The organism is Pseudooceanicola sp. (genome assembly GCF_029213205.1).
Lineage (GTDB): Bacteria > Pseudomonadota > Alphaproteobacteria > Rhodobacterales > Rhodobacteraceae > Pseudooceanicola.
This window is the reverse complement of the sequence record NZ_JARGNH010000025.1, coordinates 13,937-29,122: the sequence shown is the minus strand read 5'-3', so window position 1 is coordinate 29,122 and position 15,186 is coordinate 13,937. Positions and strand designations below refer to the sequence as shown.

Here is a 15,186-nt window from a genome sequence, read left to right as displayed (position 1 = left end):
GCCTTCATGGTGCGGGGCAAGCAGCCCCGCCCCCATTCCCCAAAGGAGTATCACGATGGCCAATCCAATCGAAAAATTCGACATGAATGCCGCGCCGATCCGCATCGATACCGTTCGGCTCAGGGTGCGGGATCTGGATGCCGTTTCGTCCTTCTACCGTGACGTTCTGGGGCTGGTGCCGCTGGCAGAAGCCGGAAGCAGCGTGACACTGGGCACCGAAGAAACGCCGCTGCTGCATCTTGATGGCGACCCGTCGTTTCGTCCGCGCGATCCCAGGCAGGCGGGGCTGTTTCACACCGCCTTCCTGCTGCCGTCGCGCGGCGATCTGGCCCGATGGCTCGGCCATGTCACCGAAAGGGACACGCGGCTGCAGGGGGCGTCGGATCACATCGTCAGCGAAGCGATCTACCTGGCCGATCCCGAAGGCAATGGGATTGAGGTTTATGTCGACCGACCACCAAGCCAGTGGCGCGATCGCGCGGGCGAGATCCGCATGGCAACGGACCCGCTGGACCTCAAAGATCTGATGCGCGCGGGGCAAGGCCGGACATGGGCCGGTTTCCCGAAAGGCGGCATCATCGGCCACGTTCATTTGCAGGTCGGCGACACGAAAGAGGCGGATCGCTTCTATCACGACACGCTCGGCCTCGACATCGCCGCGACCTATCCCGGCGCGAGTTTCTACGGCAGCGGCGGTTATCACCACCAGCTGGCCGGCAACATCTGGAACAGCCGCAGTGCCGGGACGCGGGACGCGTCCGAGGCGGGGCTGAGCGAAATCACCCTCGGCGTCGATCCGACAGCGCGTCAGGCGATCACGCAGCGCCTTGGCGGCGACCGCTTCATCGATCCCTGGGGCACCGCCTTCGCGCTGGCGCAGTGATGCGCTTTGCGAAGCTGATAGTAAAAACGGAGACAAGACATGCTTGTGAATGGAAGATGGGTCGAGAACTGGCAGCCGGTCCAGAAGGCTGATGAACAAGGGCGTTTCATACGCCAGGTTTCGGAGTTCCGGAACTGGGTCACCCCCGACGGACGCCCCGGCCCCACGGGCGAGGGTGGTTTCGAGGCCGAGGCCGGGCGGTACCGGCTCTATGTCGCGCTGATCTGCCCCTGGGCCTCGCGCACCCTGATCGCACGGCGCCTCAAGGGGCTTGCGGATTTGATCCCGGTCACGGTGGTCAACCCGACGCTGACCGATCAGGGCTGGCGGTTCGGCGGCTATCCGGGCGCGGATGAGGACCCGCTATACGCGTCGAAATACATGCATGAACTCTATACCCGTGCCGATCCCCATGTCTCGGGCCGCGCTACCGTGCCGGTGCTGTGGGACATGAAGCGCGGCGTCATGGTGAACAACGAAAGCGCCGATATCGTGCGCATGTTCGATACCGCCTTCGACGCGATCGCCCCATCCGATCTGCGTCTCTATCCCGCCGATTTGGCCGAAGAGATCGACGTGCTGAACAGGCAGGTTTACGAAAGCCTCAATAACGGGGTCTACAAGGCCGGATTCGCCTCCAGCCAGGAGGCCTATGACGAAGCCGTCTCGGGGGTGTTCGCGATGCTTGACCAGCTCGAGTCCCGCCTCGGTGACGGCCGCCCGTATCTGTTCGGCGACAAGCTGACCGAAACTGATATCCGTGCTTTCGTGACGCTCATCCGGTTCGACGCGGCCTATCACGGACTATTCAAGACCAACTGCCGGCAAATCGCGGATTACCCGCATCTTTCGGCGCATATGGAGCGTGTGCTGCGGTTGCCGGGCGTCGCGGAGACGGTCAATATGGATCACATCACGCGCGGCTACTATTCAATCAAGGCGCTGAATCCGACGGGCATCCGGCCGACCGGCCCGGCGCATATCCGGCGGTTGCTTGACACTGTCGCGTAGGGGAAAACCGTGTTCGGCCGGCGGGTGCGAACCTTCGCCGAACATGCCAAACTACCGACAGCAGAAAGGCAGATCATGTCCAGACCGATTCCGCAGGTGCAGCCCATTGAACGCGAGGAGCACCCGAGCAAAGGCCGCTATGTCTTCCGGTTAGGCGAGGACGAAGCAGAGATGACATATTCGCGCGCAGGTGAAAGCATGATAATCATCGATCACACTGAAGTTCCCGATGCGATGCGGGGCCGCTCGGTCGGGCAGGCGCTGGTGCGGCGCGCGGTCGAGGATGCGCGGGCCGAAGGCCGTTCCATCGTCCCGCTATGCCCCTTTGCCAAGGCGCAGTTCTTGCGCCATCCCGACTGGCACGATGTGCTGAAACGCTGAACTGGAGACGCAATCATGAGCTGGAGCCCCTGCCCCGATCCCACGCTTGGTGAACCGGAAACAGTTGATGCGATCGAGACGCTGATCATTCCCCGCGCCGTCGATCTCGGCGGGCTGGAGGTGCGCCGTGCCCTGCCATCGACCAAGCGGCAGATGGTTGGTCCGTTCATCTTCTTCGACCAGATGGGACCGGCGGAATTCCTGACCGATCAGGGAATCGACGTGCGCCCGCATCCGCATATCAATCTGGCTACTGTCACCTATCTGTTCGAGGGCCGCATTCGGCACCGCGACAGCCTTGGCACGGATCGCGAGATCGAGCCGGGCGCCGTCAACTGGATGAAGGCGGGGCGCGGCATCGTCCATTCCGAGCGCACCGATGAGGAGCGGCGCCGACAGGGCCAGCGCCTCTTCGGCCTTCAAACCTGGGTGGCGCTGCCCGAGGCGCAGGAGGAAGGCGATCCGGCCTTCGTCCATCACGGCGCAGAGGCCCTGCCGATAATCGAAGAGGGCGGAATGAAGGCGCGGCTGATCGCCGGCGCGGCCTTCGGGGCGCGGTCCCCGCTCGCGACGGCATCGGAAACACTTTACGCCGATGTCCAGCTCGCCCCCGGCGCGCGCTTTGCCGTCGAACCGTCCGTGACCGAGCGTGCCATTTATACCATCTCGGGCGAGATCGACGTGGCGGGACAGTCCTTTGCGCCAGCCCAGCTTCTGGTGCTGAGGCCGGGGGACCAGATCGTCGTGCGGGCCAAGAGTGCCGCGCGTATCATGCTGTTTGGCGGCGAGCCGATGGAGGGGCCGCGCTGGATCTGGTGGAATTTCGTCTCGTCGCGCAAGGAACGGATCGAGCAGGCCCAAGAGGAATGGCGGCGGGGTCGCTTTGACACTGTGCCTGGTGATGAATCCGACTTCATTCCGCTCCCCGAGACGAACACCAAACCACGAAGGGCGCTCGGCGGCGTGTTTTATCAGTAGGGGTGAGGTGTGCACGGCGATCGCCGGGATGCTGCAAATACGTCAACTGCGCGATGCGCAATCGCCCCCGCAAAGCGGCCGGTCTCGAGGTTGCCCGGCAACGCAAGAAAAAGGAATGCGCCCGATAGTGGGCCAGGGATGGGGGGCTGATTTTTGGCCGGGCAAATCGAACGTATCAGGGTATTTGTGAAGGTCGCCGAGCTTAATGGATTTGCGGCGGCCGCGCGTGAACTCGGCGTCACGCGCACGATTGCCACGCGCTATGTCAGCGAGTTGGAAGACGAGCTTGGCGCGCAACTTCTGGTGCGGACAACGCGCAAGGTCTCAACCACCGTGGCCGGGCGGCTCTATCTGGAGAGGATGCAAACGCTTCTGGCCGACCTGGACCGCGCGGATGAACTGATCAATCAGCAACACGCCACGCTATCGGGCGAGCTGTGCCTGTCGGCACCTGTCTCGTTCGGGCAGAGATTCCTTCCGCGGGTGCTCGCCGGGTTCCGCGAGAGCTATCCCGAGGTTCTGCTCAAGATTCACCTGACCGACCGTTTCATCGATATCATCGAGGAAGGGTTCGACATGGCATTGCGTATCTCGGGGCCGCCGGAAGAAGTCTCGACCATCTGGCGCAAGATCATGCCCATCCGCCGCTCGATCGTCGCCAGCCCCGGTTACCTTGAGACGGCTCCGCCGCTTGAGCAGCCCGAAGATCTTGGCGGACACGCCATTCTTGGATACAGCCACTTCCCCGGCGGACAAAGCTGGAAACTGACGCATTGCAGAACCGGCGAGGTCCGTTCGGCAACGGTTCGTCATGGCTTTGAAAGCAACAGCGGCGAATTGATCGTCGCGTCTGCCCTCGGCAACGGGGGCGTTTCAATGTTGCCGGATTTCCTTGTCCGTGATGAACTGGCCGCAGGCACGCTCCGCCGGATTTTGACGGACTGGACGCCACCTGAGATCTGGCTGACGGCCTTCTATCCCCCATACGAGATGCTCCCCGCGAAAGTCGAAGCTTTCACGGGGTTCATCGAGGAACAGGTTCGCGCCTTCCCCGACATGAGCGGTCGGATGGTGGTGTAGCATTTGCCGCCGCCGACTTCGCAATGCGATGAGCCGCAGCAAAAATTCTCAGGGCATGTTGATAGTTTCGATGTAACCGGCGGTGCCTTCGTAACAGCTAATCCGGCCCATCCAGCCACGATAAAGATGAGGGACGGAAATACGCGCCCGGCAGGCGCAGCAATTTTGCGTAACGTTGTGCCAATTTTGCCCGTTGCCATGCGTGCCGTGCGGATAAGGCTGCGATCTGTGCAGTAAAGTTGCACCCTGACCCACGGAAGTTGCCACGCGGGGATTGCCGGGTGATTTTGCAATATTTGCGTTAGTTTACGCAACAATTGCGATGATTTGGAGCATAATATGGAAAATAAAAAACGGATTGTTGCGCTGAGCGCGTCAGTCAATTGCGCAGAGATCAACTTGCCTCAGCCCCCGTTTCACCCACATGCTAAGCAACAGAATGCATCGGAGGAAATGAAAATGGGCCTGCTCATCGACGGCAAATGGGAAGACCGCTGGTACGACACCGGCAAGAGCAGCGGGAAATTCGAGCGCGAGGATGCGCGTTTCCGCAGCTGGATCACCCGCGACGGCCGCCCTGGCCCAAGCGGCGAGGGCGGCTTCGAGGCCGAGGCGGGTCGGTATCACCTCTATGTGTCGCTGGCTTGCCCCTGGGCCCATCGCACGGTGATCTTCCGCAAGCTCAAGGGACTCGAAGACCTGATCGGTCTGACGATTGTGCATCCGCACATGCTCGAGAACGGCTGGGAATTCGACCCCGCCGACCCCGATCCGATCGGGGATCACAAATTCCTGCACCAAGTCTACACCAGCGTCGTGCCCGACATGACTGGCCGCGTGACGGTGCCTTTGCTGTGGGACCGAAAGCGGCAGACCATCGTGAGCAACGAGAGCTCGGAGATCATCCGCATGTTCAACAGCGCCTTCGACCATATCACGGGCAACAGGCTGGATTTCTACCCCGAAGAATTACGCACTGAAATCGACGCCATGAACGACTTCGTCTACCCGCGCATCAACAACGGTGTCTATCGTGCCGGTTTCGCCACAACGCAGCAGGCCTACGAAGACGCTTTCGACCAGCTGTTCGACGCGCTCGATACGCTCGAAGCCCGGCTGGGCCGCTCACGCTATCTGCTGGGTGACCGCGTGACCGAGGCCGACTGGCGGCTGTTCACCACTTTGGTCCGGTTCGATGCGGTCTATCACGGTCACTTCAAGACCAATCTGCACCGGATCGAGGATTATCCGAACCTGGCGAATTACGTCCGCGACCTCTACCAGGAGCCGGGTGTCGCCGAGACCGTGAGTCTCTGGCACATCAAGCAACATTACTATGTGAGCCAGCGGACCATCAATCCGACGCAGATCGTTCCCAAGGGCGGCGAGCCGGATTTTTCGCGCGCGCATGACCGCGATCACGTCACCCTGCGCGCGGTCGGCTGACGGCACCTGCTTGCGCGGCATTGGATCTGCGCGTTATCGCACAGCGGCTGTCAGATCCTCGCCAATCACGATTTCGCCTCCAAGGCCCATCTTGGATGTATAAGAGCAAAGGAGCCTCCCATGACGTTCAGACCGGTCGCAGCCACCAGCAAAGCACAACCCGCACTGGAAGGTGCGGGCGTACATCTGCAGCGCGTATTCGGATTCGGCGATCCGTCGTTGACCGATCCGTTTCTGATGATGGACGATTTTCGCAACGATGACCCACGGCTTTATTCCAAAGGATTTCCCTGGCATCCGCATCGCGGGATCGAAACGATCACCTATGTTCTGGACGGTCAGGTCGAACATGCCGATTCGCTTGGGAACCGCGGCCTGCTTGGCCCGGGCAGCGTTCAGTGGATGACCGCGGGATCGGGCATCGTGCATCAGGAAATGCCTGCGGGCAACGCCAAGGGCCAGATGCACGGCTTCCAGCTCTGGGCCAACCTGCCCGCGTCGCTCAAGATGACGGCGCCGCGCTACCAGGACATTACCGCCGGCGACATCCCCGTCGAGGGCGATGACGACGGCACGGTGGTCAAGGTGATCACTGGCTCGTTCTGGGGCAAGACCGGCCCGGTCGACGGGATCGCGGCGAACCCGATGCTGCTCGATGTCTCAGTGCCCGCCGGTCGGCGCAAGGTGCTTCCGGTGGACACGCGGGCCAATGCGCTGGCCTATGTCTTTGCCGGTTCCGGCACGTTCCGCGATACCAGCGATCCTGTCGGCATCAAGGTCGAAAAGGAATATCGCGGGCAAGAGCTGAATATCCGTGATCAGACCGGCAACCGCACGCTGGTCCGTTTCGGGTCTGGCGACGAGATCACGGTTCAGGCGGGCGACGATGGCATTCGTTTCCTGCTGATGACCGGCAGACCGATTCAGGAACCCGTCGCCTGGCATGGCCCCATCGTGATGAACACCCAAGAAGAACTACGGCAGGCAATCTTTGAACTGAACAACGGCACCTTCCTAAAGCAAGCGTGAGGATGCCGCACGGTACGCAATACCAACCAACTGAAAAGGAAAAGACTATGGCACAGCCCAAGATCGCAATTATCTTCTACTCGACCTACGGAACCAACCATGCCGTCGCCTTGGCGGCGGCAGAGGCCGCCCGCAATGCAGGCGCGGATGTCCGCCTTCGCCGCGTTCCCGAGACCGCCCCGAAAGAGGTTGTCGAAACCCAGGACGCCTGGAAAGCGCAGCTGGACAAGATGGGCGATATCCCCGAAGCGACGGCCGACGACATGGAATGGGCCGACGGCTATTTCTTCTCGACACCGACCCGTTTCGGCGTGGCCGCCAGCCAGATTCGCGCCTTCATTGATACGCTGGGAGGACTGTGGGGTGCCGGCAAGCTGGCCAACAAGACCTTTACGGCCACGACGAGCGCCCAGAATCCGCATGGCGGTCAGGAAGCGACCATACTCAGCCTGTACACCACTGCGATGCATTGGGGCGCCATCATTGTCGCGCCGGGTTTTACCGATCAGTCCATTTTTGACGCTGGCGGCAACCCCTACGGCTTCTCGACCAACGCCAATGGCTTTGACGATGCCGGCAAGGCGGCAGTGGCTCATCAGGCCAAGCGCCTCGTGGAGATGACCACAAAGATCACCGGCTGATCGAGACGGCAGATCGCGGGCGATATCCGGGCGCGAACCAGAGCGCCCTACCGCCCGCGAAACCGGTCATATGCTGTATGCATATCAGTTCGTGGGACAAGAAGGCTGCTGCTGCGAAGCCCTTAATGTCGTTTTGCACAAATAAGTAAGTTCAGCAGTTTTTTACCCTTCGGCAGGATCAACTGCAACCGGTCGGGTCTGTCGCGCGCCGCCTCGATCGGATATCGGCGGTCTGCACCACCCGGCTGCGGCTACGCTCTCAAACGCAGGCCGAGGTCGAAGCACCGCATGTCGGCACGCAGCCCGGCACAGGTACAGGGACACCGGGTGCTGGTCTAATTGTTGGGTCTAGACCTCAAGCTGGCCACCGCATCAAGGAAGGCCTGATCCAGCACCGGATCGTCCCATTTACCAGCGACAGCCATCCAGCGATCCAGATCCTCACGGAAACCCGGATCGTCACTCTTCATGTGAAACGTGAACAGGCGGTTGACGATGTCCCGCATCAGGCTTGCCATCTGGGCGTCGTCGATATGGGCGGCCTCAAGCCATGGTATTTCGCGGCCCTCGGCATCGATCACGAGGACATCGGAATAATCCCCCGTCCTGGTTATCGGCACCGTGCCTGCGTGCAGGTCTTCGAGGCGCGAATTGCGGATGCAGATCATAGCCATGATCTTCGCAAGTTTGGCCGCGATGCGGTCTTCGTCAGCGGGCTTCATGGTCAAATCCTCATATGGAAGATAAATGTCGACTGTCGGCTTGTGGGACACAAGGACAGGATCATTCGTTGAGATAGGCCGTCCAGTTTTGCCGCGCATGCACAATACGCAGCACGTCCAGCCAGCTGTCTTCGATCCGATAGATGATGAGATGGGACCCTGAGCGGTACACCCGCACCGGTGGGCGAATTTCGAGCCGTTCGCGCGCGATTTCAGGGTGTCGGACCAGCAGGGACATATCACTGGCAATGGCGCGGATGTAGGTTTCAGCCTGGCCGACAGACCAGATGCGCAGGGTGTAATCCCAGATCGCGTCCAGATCGCTCAATGCTGCGGGAGACAGTCGGTATTCAGTGACCGTTGGTGTCGGCATTCTGATCTCGCTTGCGGGCAAGGAATGCTTCGACATCCAAATGCCGCGCAGGACCACTGGCGATGCCCTCATCGACGAGCTGCTGCAGCTCAGCAATGGCGCGGTGGCGGTCCTGATCCCGGCGGATCAGATCGCGCACGTAGTCACTGGCGTTGCTGTAGCGCCCATCCTTGGTTTGCGCCTCGACCCAGGTTTTCATCGGATCAGGCAATGAGACATTCATCGTCGCCATGGTCGTGATCTCCTTTTTGATGAAGATGGCATAGATTGCCAAAGTTTGTCAATAAGTGCGCCAGCGCCACCAGGCTGGACCTAACCGTTTACGGCGCGCATTGTACCCGGCGGGCTGTCCCGCCGGGCCGAAGGGGGAGACACCGTTCTTCAGAACGGGATCTCGTCGTCGCGGTCGACCAGCTCGGGGTCTTGACCCTCGGTCGACTTCGGGGGGCTAAGGAAGTTTCGGCGATGATCTCGCAGCCGTAGCGGTCAATGCCCATGCTATCGATCCACTTGCTGTAGTGGATACGGCCGTGGGCGAGGACCTTCATGCCCTTTTCGCAATACTCCGTGACCGTCTTGCCGAGACCGTTGAAGCAGGTGATGCGGTGCCATTCCGTGTCCATGACCCGGTAGCCGTTCTCGTCGCGCAGGACGCGACCTTCCGAGAGGCGGGGGCGAGAGGTGGCGAGGCTGAAGTTGGTGATGTTGGTGCCGCCCTGGGTGGTGCGGGTTTCGGGTTTCTGACCGATGTTGCCGGCGAGGATGACGATGTTCTGCATGATTAGCTCCTGTGTTTCCTGTCTTCGGGACCGTCCCTTCGACAAGACCCGGAAAAAGCCCGTCGGGTGATGCGTGCACGGTGGACTGAACGGACACCGGAAACCCCCAAAGGACCGGGGTGGTGCGGGCAGGACGCCATAGGCGGCCAACACGGCCCGGGCTGACGCGGGGTTGCGCGCAGGAGACCGAACGGGATTAGGGGATTGTCAGTCGAAGGGATGGCCCAGAGGACAGAGAGGCGCGGGGAGCACATGCGAGACCCTGTCACCTTGCCCAGTCGGGACTGCGTGAACCCAAGTCCAGCATCCGACTAGCGGCTGAAAATGCCAAGCACAGACTTCCGTCACCCCTACCACGCCTGCTGGGAGTCGCAGGGCTCTGCTGCGACGGGCTAACGATAGCGCCTGCTGAACTTTCAAGAGGCGACCGCTTCCACATTCTCAGGCATTTTGGTTTCGGCATTCCGACGGGGTGTGCGGAGCAACCGCAGGCCATTGAGCACAACAAGAACAGTACCCCCTTCATGGCCAATCACTGCCAAAGGCAAGGGCAGATCGAAGAACAGCCCGCCCAGAACAAGTACGGCCATGGCGCCCATAGCAAAGATCAGGTTCTGACGGATGATCGTGGCGGTCCGGCGCGCCAGCCTATGCGCCTCGGCAAGTTGCCCCATATCTTCCGACAAAAGCGCGACGTCTGCGGCCTGAAGCGCGACTTCCGACCCCGCCGCGCCCATCGCAATCCCCACATCGGCCCGCGCGAGCGCTGCCGCGTCATTGACCCCGTCTCCGACAAAAGCGACCCTGCCCTTGGCCGCCAGCGCGCCGATCATACGCAGTTTGTCCTCGGGAAGCATGTCGGCGTGGATCTCGTCGGGTTGGAAGCCGAGTTCGCGGCCTATGCGCAAGGCGACCGGCCTTCTATCGCCCGTCATCATGAGGATCTTCGTAACGCCGCTCTCGCGAAGCGCCGCAAGGGCGGGTCTGGAGCTTGGGCGGGTCTGATCCGCGAGGCTGACTGCACCGAGTAGTCTGGAATCCTGGCCAAAGTAGATGACCGTCTGCGTGTCCTCGGCCAGCGCCGTTAGGGACGGATGGTCGATCCCGGCCCCCATCCGCGCCGCCATGCGCGGATTGCCGGCCCATAAGGTTTCGCCTGCCCTGTCGCCGGTGATACCCTCGCTTGGAAGCGCGACGACATTCTCGACCTCGGCTTGCGTGATCCCGCGATCGGCCGCTTCCTGCCGGATCGCCGCGCCGCTATGGTGTTCCGACTGGGCTTCGAGGCCGGCCAGAAGGGACAGGAATTTCTCCTCATTGCCATCAAGCGCAACGACCTTGGTGACCGCTGCCTTGCCTGTGGTCAGCGTGCCGGTCTTATCGAAAGCAAAGGTATCGACCGCGGCGAGCGTTTCGAGCGCAGCCCCTCCTTTGAACAGCACGCCCCCCCGTGCCGCCGCCGAGAGTGCGGACAGAATTGCGGCGGGAACCGAAATCACGATGGCGCAGGGGCTTGCCGCCACCAGCAGCACTGCCGCGCGATAAAGCGCCTCGTGCCAGTCATTCTCAAGCCTGATGAAGACGGCAAAGGCGAGAATGGCGCCGAGTAGAACCGCAATCGTATACCGCTGTCCAAACCATTCGCTGAAACGCTCGGACGGCGCCTTTTCCGCCTGCGCTTCGGTCACCAGAGCGATCATCCGCGCGACAGTGCTTTCCTCGACCGTTTTCGTAACAGCGACTTCCAGCACTCCGTCAAGGTTGACCGTTGCCTCGAACACCTTTGCGCCCCGCTGCTTGCTGACGGGCATGGATTCACCAGTGATATTCGCCTCGTCCAGCGCTCCACGCCCGGCAGTGATCACCCCGTCGGTGGGCACGCGCGCGCCGGGCCGCAGTACGAAGATGTCATCGACCTTCAGATCGGCGGCGGGAATTTCCATGATCGTGCCGTCGGTTGCCTTTCGCAAGGCGGTCTCGGGGCGCAGCGCCATCAGGGCCTCGACAGCGCGGCGCGCGCGTCCGAGTGCGCGCTCTTCCAGGGTTGTCGAAACGCTGAACAGCGTCAGCAGCACCGCACCCTCAAAGGGTGCGCCAACGGCTGCGGCCGCAATGGCCGCGACAACCATCAGCAAATCAATATCCAGAATGCGGTCTTTCCACAGGGCCACAAGCGCCCGCCACGCCGCAGGCACCCCCCCGGCCAGATATACGAGCAGCAGACCGACCATGGAAACGCGTTGGGCTGCGATGTCCCGCAGTGGCCAGAGAGCGAGAGCCGCCAGAAGCATCCCGAGGACCGTCAGGCCCGTCAACACCATCGCACGATCTGCAGCGAACAGCTTTTTCACAATATCTACCCGAATGCTGGAACAAGAAAGTAAGAGTCAGCTATCATGATCGGTCACCCGGCTACCAGTAAACGTTGTGGCACGGGGTGCGCAGCCACGAAGACCACATTGGTTCGCGAGTATGCGTGGCGGCGCATATGGTAAGAGTTTCCCTGACGCGGGTCCGGCAGGCCCATAACGGAAAACGGGCGATCGGATGTTCAGGCCGTTATCCGCATCGCAATTCCCTACTGAACCCTTATTCAACATCGCCAGAAGTGGCATTCCTGAAGAACGGCGACTTTCCGCATCTTCACGCGCACTCATGAAGCGATCGGTAGGGGTTGTTTCCACGTGGCTCATCTCCCCTCTGCTGAGGCGATTGCCGCTGACTCTTCGGGAAAAAGTCGTCCAACTCCCACGCCCCTTGTGCTGCGGTCATCATTGCGCAGGAGGAACAGGGCGTCGAGCCTGCGTCTTCTTGCGAGCGTCGCGCCCGCCTCGGAGCCGAGAACCATGAGGGCCGTCGCCCAAGCGTCGGCCTCGGCACAGGTGCGGGCGACGACGGTGACGGAGGCCGGCGAAGCGATCAGCGGCGCGCCGCGCCTCGGGTCCATCGTGTGCGCAAGGCGTCGTCCCTGCACCTCGACCCAGTGGCGGTAGTCGCCGGAGGTCGCGACGGCAGCGTCCTGCAGCCCGAGGATCGAATGGGGAGCCCGGCGCTCCGGGTCAGGCGCTTCCACCGCAATGGTCCACGCCTTTCCGTCCGGCCGAAGGCCGAGCGCGCGCATTTCACCGTCGATCCCGACGAGGGCGCCCGCGATCCCGTGGTCGCGCAAGGTCTCGGCCAGCCGGTCGACCCCATAACCCTTGGCGATGCCGTTGAGATCGAGTGCGATAGGCGAGGACTTGCGCACTTGGTCGCCGTCGATCCCCAGAACCTCATGCGCCGGGCGGCGCGTGGCGGCCATTGCAGCGCTGATGCCCTCGGCCGCGGCGGCCTCCGGCCCGAAGCCCCAAGCCGTCACCGCGTCCCCCATGCCGATGTCGAAGGCCCCGCCCGAGGCGCGCCCAATCTCAAGACCGAGGCGAAGAACTTGCTCGAGGCGCGCGGGAACGGCCACCCATTCGCCCACCGGTGCCGCGTTGAGGCGCATCAGGTCGCTCTCAGGCTTCCATGTCGACATCTGCGCGTCCACCTCATCAACCGCCGCTTGCAATGCACCTTGAACTGCATTCGCGTCGAAACCCAGTTCCGCGAAGAACATCGCCGACCAGCGCGTGCCCATGGTCGAGCCATTCAGAGCGTGGCGCACCATTTCAGTAGACATCTTCGACATATCGCCCCTCCGCCTTCAGCACCGCAGGCGTGAGCCCGGTTGGCGCGAGGATCTCGGCCAGCGCATCGGCCACGCCCGCCGCCATGTCGCGTCCACCGCAAACCATCACGCGGGCCCCATTGCGGATGAGATCCGCGACCTGAGTGGCCTCGCCCCGCAGAGCATCCTGCACGTAGTGGGGCCGCGCCCCGCGAGAGACGGCCGTGACCAGCCGGGTCACCCGCCCTTCTTCCTGCCAGGCGGAAAATTCCTCCCCGTAGAAGAAGTCGCTATCCGGATGACGCATACCGAAGAACAGATGGATCGGCCGCTGGCGCGCGTTGCCGCGCACGATACCCGCAAGTGGCCCAACGCCGGTTCCCGCGCCGATCAGGATCACGGGCGCGCGGCTCCGGCCCGGACGGAAACCGGGGTTGCGGCGGAGGAAGGCGGTCACGGTGTCGCCGGGCTCCAGTGCGGTCAGCTGGGAGGACGCAAGACCGCCGGGATGCTTCCTCACCACGATCTCGATGAACCCGTCGCGCTGGCCTGAGGCAAGCGAGTAAAGCCGCGGTACGACGCTGCCTTCGGGCAGGATGCCGATCAGGTCACCGGCCACGAAGCGCGCGAACCCTCCCCCGGTAAGTCGCTGCCAGAGCGTTGCGCGCGGCAGGGCGAAGCGCAGGATCGCCGTCGGGGCCTGCACCTCGGCACCGTAGTCCCGGCGCGAGACGAGGGTCAACGTCTCGGTTTTCGGCAGGACGGGCTGGTGCGAGAGTTCCAGCGGGATCCCAAGCGCCTCGCCGAGCGCGCGGCCCCAACGCGCGAAATCCTGCGGCGACTGACGGTCGATCGTGTCGAGCGGCATGAGTTCGGGCCAGCCTTTCGCCCCGGCTGCCGTCACGACAGCTTTGGCGAAGGCGCAGTAGGCTGGGAAGCTGCGGTCCCCAAAGCCGAGCACGGCCAGAGGGATGTCGGGCGCGCGATCGAGGGCGCTCAGCCGATCAAGGAACCCCTTGGCCGAGGCCGGCGCCGCGCCGGCCCCATAGGTCGCAGCAAGCAGGATGATCCGTTCGGCCTTTGCATAGCGCTCAGGGGCGAAGTCCGACATCGGGCCCACATGCACGCTCTGCCCGGCTTGCGACAGCGCGGCGTGGAGCGCTGCGGCGAAGCCCCAGGTACTACCGCCCTCACTGCCGACAAGCAGGATCGTCTCGGCCCGGCCCACTGGCTGATTGCCCCGGATGCGGGGCCGCCCGCGCCGTCCCGCGAGCCAGATCAGAAGGCCGGTAGCTCCCATGGCCGGGACGCCGAGCGCCATCAGCCCAAGCACCAGCCCCAGCGTCGCCGCGCCCTGTCCAGTGTGCAGCATGTAGATGGTTTCCGAGACCCGCTCCCACCCGGTCAGGTCGGCCCAGGCCAGAAGCGCTCCGTTGCCCTGATCGAGATACCCAGTCCCCCGGTCGGTCTTCAGCGTGAAGGCGTCCGTCGCATCGCCGGGATAGGGAAAGCTCAATTCGCGCAGTTCGGCGGCGGGCGTCTGCTGCAAGGTCGTCATCTGATCAGGGGCAAACCCCGTTTCACCGCTCAGCTCGGCCGGGAAGACTGGCGCTGCGCCGTCATCAGGGAGAAGATCGAAAGTCGAGGCCGTCATCCACAAAGCTGTGGTGGACGACAGAATGAGGCCGATCACCGCAATCCGCGCAATCTCGACGTGCAGCCGACCGGCAAGCGGCCCCCGCAGAGGCGTGAACCAGTGCCGCCAGCCGCCGACCCGCCGCGCGACCAGCGCCGCACCGGAGAGCGACACGACCAGCATCGCCAAAGCCCCCGTCGCCATGGCGATGCGACCCCCGTCCCCGAGAAACAGCGAGCGATGCAGGTTGGTGAGCCAGCGGAGGGTCTGGTTCGGATCGGCCGAGGCCACACCCTGACCCGTCGCCGGATCGATCACGGCGGCGCCGGGCGTGCCTTGGTCGAACCAGTAGGCGGTGATCCGACCCGATGGCGACCGGCGGATCTGCTCGACGCCCGGATAGACCGCCTGGATGCGGTCCGCGAGGGTGGCGACGGTCAGACCGGCTTCCACCTGCGGCGCGGCGATGCGTTCGGCCGCAGGGAAGACCGACAGCGCCGCGCCGCTCAGCGAAAGGACGGTGACGAGCGCTAGGGCCAGAAGACCCGGCCAGCGATGGAGTGCACGGATCATGGCCC

General features: G+C 63.0%; 15 protein-coding genes and 1 pseudogene. 9 read left to right on the top strand and 7 right to left on the bottom strand.

Annotated elements, in window-relative coordinates; translation table 11 throughout:
* Positions 1–82: 82 nt before the first annotated feature.
* From P1U48_RS15300 to wrbA, 8 genes are all read left to right on the top strand, one after another.
* Positions 83–883 carry a VOC family protein gene (locus P1U48_RS15300; protein WP_301070053.1) on the top strand — a complete coding sequence of 267 codons (801 nt, stop codon included), beginning with the start codon at positions 83–85 and terminating at the stop codon, positions 881–883.
* A 39-nt stretch (positions 884–922) separates the two neighbouring features.
* The gene (locus P1U48_RS15295; protein ID WP_301070052.1) at positions 923–1,894 is read left to right on the top strand and encodes a glutathione S-transferase family protein; all 972 of its coding nucleotides are present in this window, start codon (positions 923–925) and stop codon (positions 1,892–1,894) included.
* A gap of 75 nt (positions 1,895–1,969) precedes the next feature.
* On the top strand, positions 1,970–2,275 hold the full coding sequence (locus P1U48_RS15290) for a GNAT family N-acetyltransferase (RefSeq protein WP_301070051.1): 306 nt from the start codon (positions 1,970–1,972) through the stop codon (positions 2,273–2,275).
* A 15-nt stretch (positions 2,276–2,290) separates the two neighbouring features.
* Positions 2,291–3,253: a pirin family protein gene (locus P1U48_RS15285; RefSeq protein WP_301070050.1), complete on the top strand. Its 963-nt coding sequence runs from the start codon at positions 2,291–2,293 to the stop codon at positions 3,251–3,253.
* A gap of 153 nt (positions 3,254–3,406) precedes the next feature.
* Complete coding sequence (locus tag P1U48_RS15280; RefSeq protein ID WP_301070049.1) at positions 3,407–4,333, top strand: LysR family transcriptional regulator; 927 nt, start codon at positions 3,407–3,409, stop codon at positions 4,331–4,333.
* Between the two features lie 459 nt (positions 4,334–4,792).
* Positions 4,793–5,779 carry a glutathione S-transferase family protein gene (locus P1U48_RS15275; RefSeq protein WP_301070048.1) on the top strand — a complete coding sequence of 329 codons (987 nt, stop codon included), beginning with the start codon at positions 4,793–4,795 and terminating at the stop codon, positions 5,777–5,779.
* A 120-nt stretch (positions 5,780–5,899) separates the two neighbouring features.
* Positions 5,900–6,808, top strand: a complete 909-nt coding sequence (locus P1U48_RS15270; protein ID WP_301070047.1) for a pirin family protein — start codon at positions 5,900–5,902, stop codon at positions 6,806–6,808.
* Between the two features lie 47 nt (positions 6,809–6,855).
* Positions 6,856–7,449: an NAD(P)H:quinone oxidoreductase gene (wrbA, locus tag P1U48_RS15265; protein WP_301070046.1), complete on the top strand. Its 594-nt coding sequence runs from the start codon at positions 6,856–6,858 to the stop codon at positions 7,447–7,449.
* A gap of 335 nt (positions 7,450–7,784) precedes the next feature.
* Here the strand turns inward: wrbA and P1U48_RS15260 are convergent, their stop codons facing one another.
* From P1U48_RS15260 to P1U48_RS15240, 5 genes and pseudogenes are all read right to left on the bottom strand, one after another.
* A complete protein-coding gene (locus tag P1U48_RS15260; protein ID WP_301070045.1) occupies positions 7,785–8,222 on the bottom strand; it encodes a hypothetical protein in 438 nt (145 codons plus the stop codon).
* 10 nt (positions 8,223–8,232) lie between these two features.
* Positions 8,233–8,544, bottom strand: coding sequence for a type II toxin-antitoxin system RelE/ParE family toxin (locus P1U48_RS15255; RefSeq protein WP_301070044.1), 312 nt, complete (start codon positions 8,542–8,544; stop codon positions 8,233–8,235).
* Positions 8,522–8,818 carry a type II toxin-antitoxin system ParD family antitoxin gene (locus P1U48_RS15250; RefSeq protein ID WP_366142909.1) on the bottom strand — a complete coding sequence of 99 codons (297 nt, stop codon included), beginning with the start codon at positions 8,816–8,818 and terminating at the stop codon, positions 8,522–8,524. The genes P1U48_RS15255 and P1U48_RS15250 overlap by 23 nt, the downstream gene beginning before the upstream one ends.
* A 107-nt stretch (positions 8,819–8,925) precedes the next feature.
* A pseudogene (locus P1U48_RS15245) lies at positions 8,926–9,323 on the bottom strand (single-stranded DNA-binding protein).
* A gap of 416 nt (positions 9,324–9,739) precedes the next feature.
* On the bottom strand, positions 9,740–11,644 hold the full coding sequence (locus P1U48_RS15240; protein ID WP_301070065.1) for a cation-translocating P-type ATPase: 1,905 nt from the start codon (positions 11,642–11,644) through the stop codon (positions 9,740–9,742).
* Between the two features lie 167 nt (positions 11,645–11,811).
* On the opposite strand from P1U48_RS15240, the gene P1U48_RS18225 reads away from it, so the two are divergent.
* Complete coding sequence (locus P1U48_RS18225) at positions 11,812–11,982, top strand: DUF924 family protein (RefSeq protein ID WP_366142908.1); 171 nt, start codon at positions 11,812–11,814, stop codon at positions 11,980–11,982.
* Positions 11,983–12,012: 30 nt separating this feature from the next.
* On the opposite strand, the gene P1U48_RS15235 is transcribed toward P1U48_RS18225, so the two are convergent.
* Both P1U48_RS15235 and P1U48_RS15230 read right to left on the bottom strand, forming a co-directional pair.
* The gene (locus P1U48_RS15235) at positions 12,013–12,993 is read right to left on the bottom strand and encodes an FAD:protein FMN transferase (RefSeq protein ID WP_301070043.1); all 981 of its coding nucleotides are present in this window, start codon (positions 12,991–12,993) and stop codon (positions 12,013–12,015) included.
* Positions 12,974–15,181 carry a PepSY domain-containing protein gene (locus P1U48_RS15230; protein WP_301070042.1) on the bottom strand — a complete coding sequence of 736 codons (2,208 nt, stop codon included), beginning with the start codon at positions 15,179–15,181 and terminating at the stop codon, positions 12,974–12,976. The genes P1U48_RS15235 and P1U48_RS15230 overlap by 20 nt, the downstream gene beginning before the upstream one ends.
* Positions 15,182–15,186 lie beyond the last annotated feature (5 nt).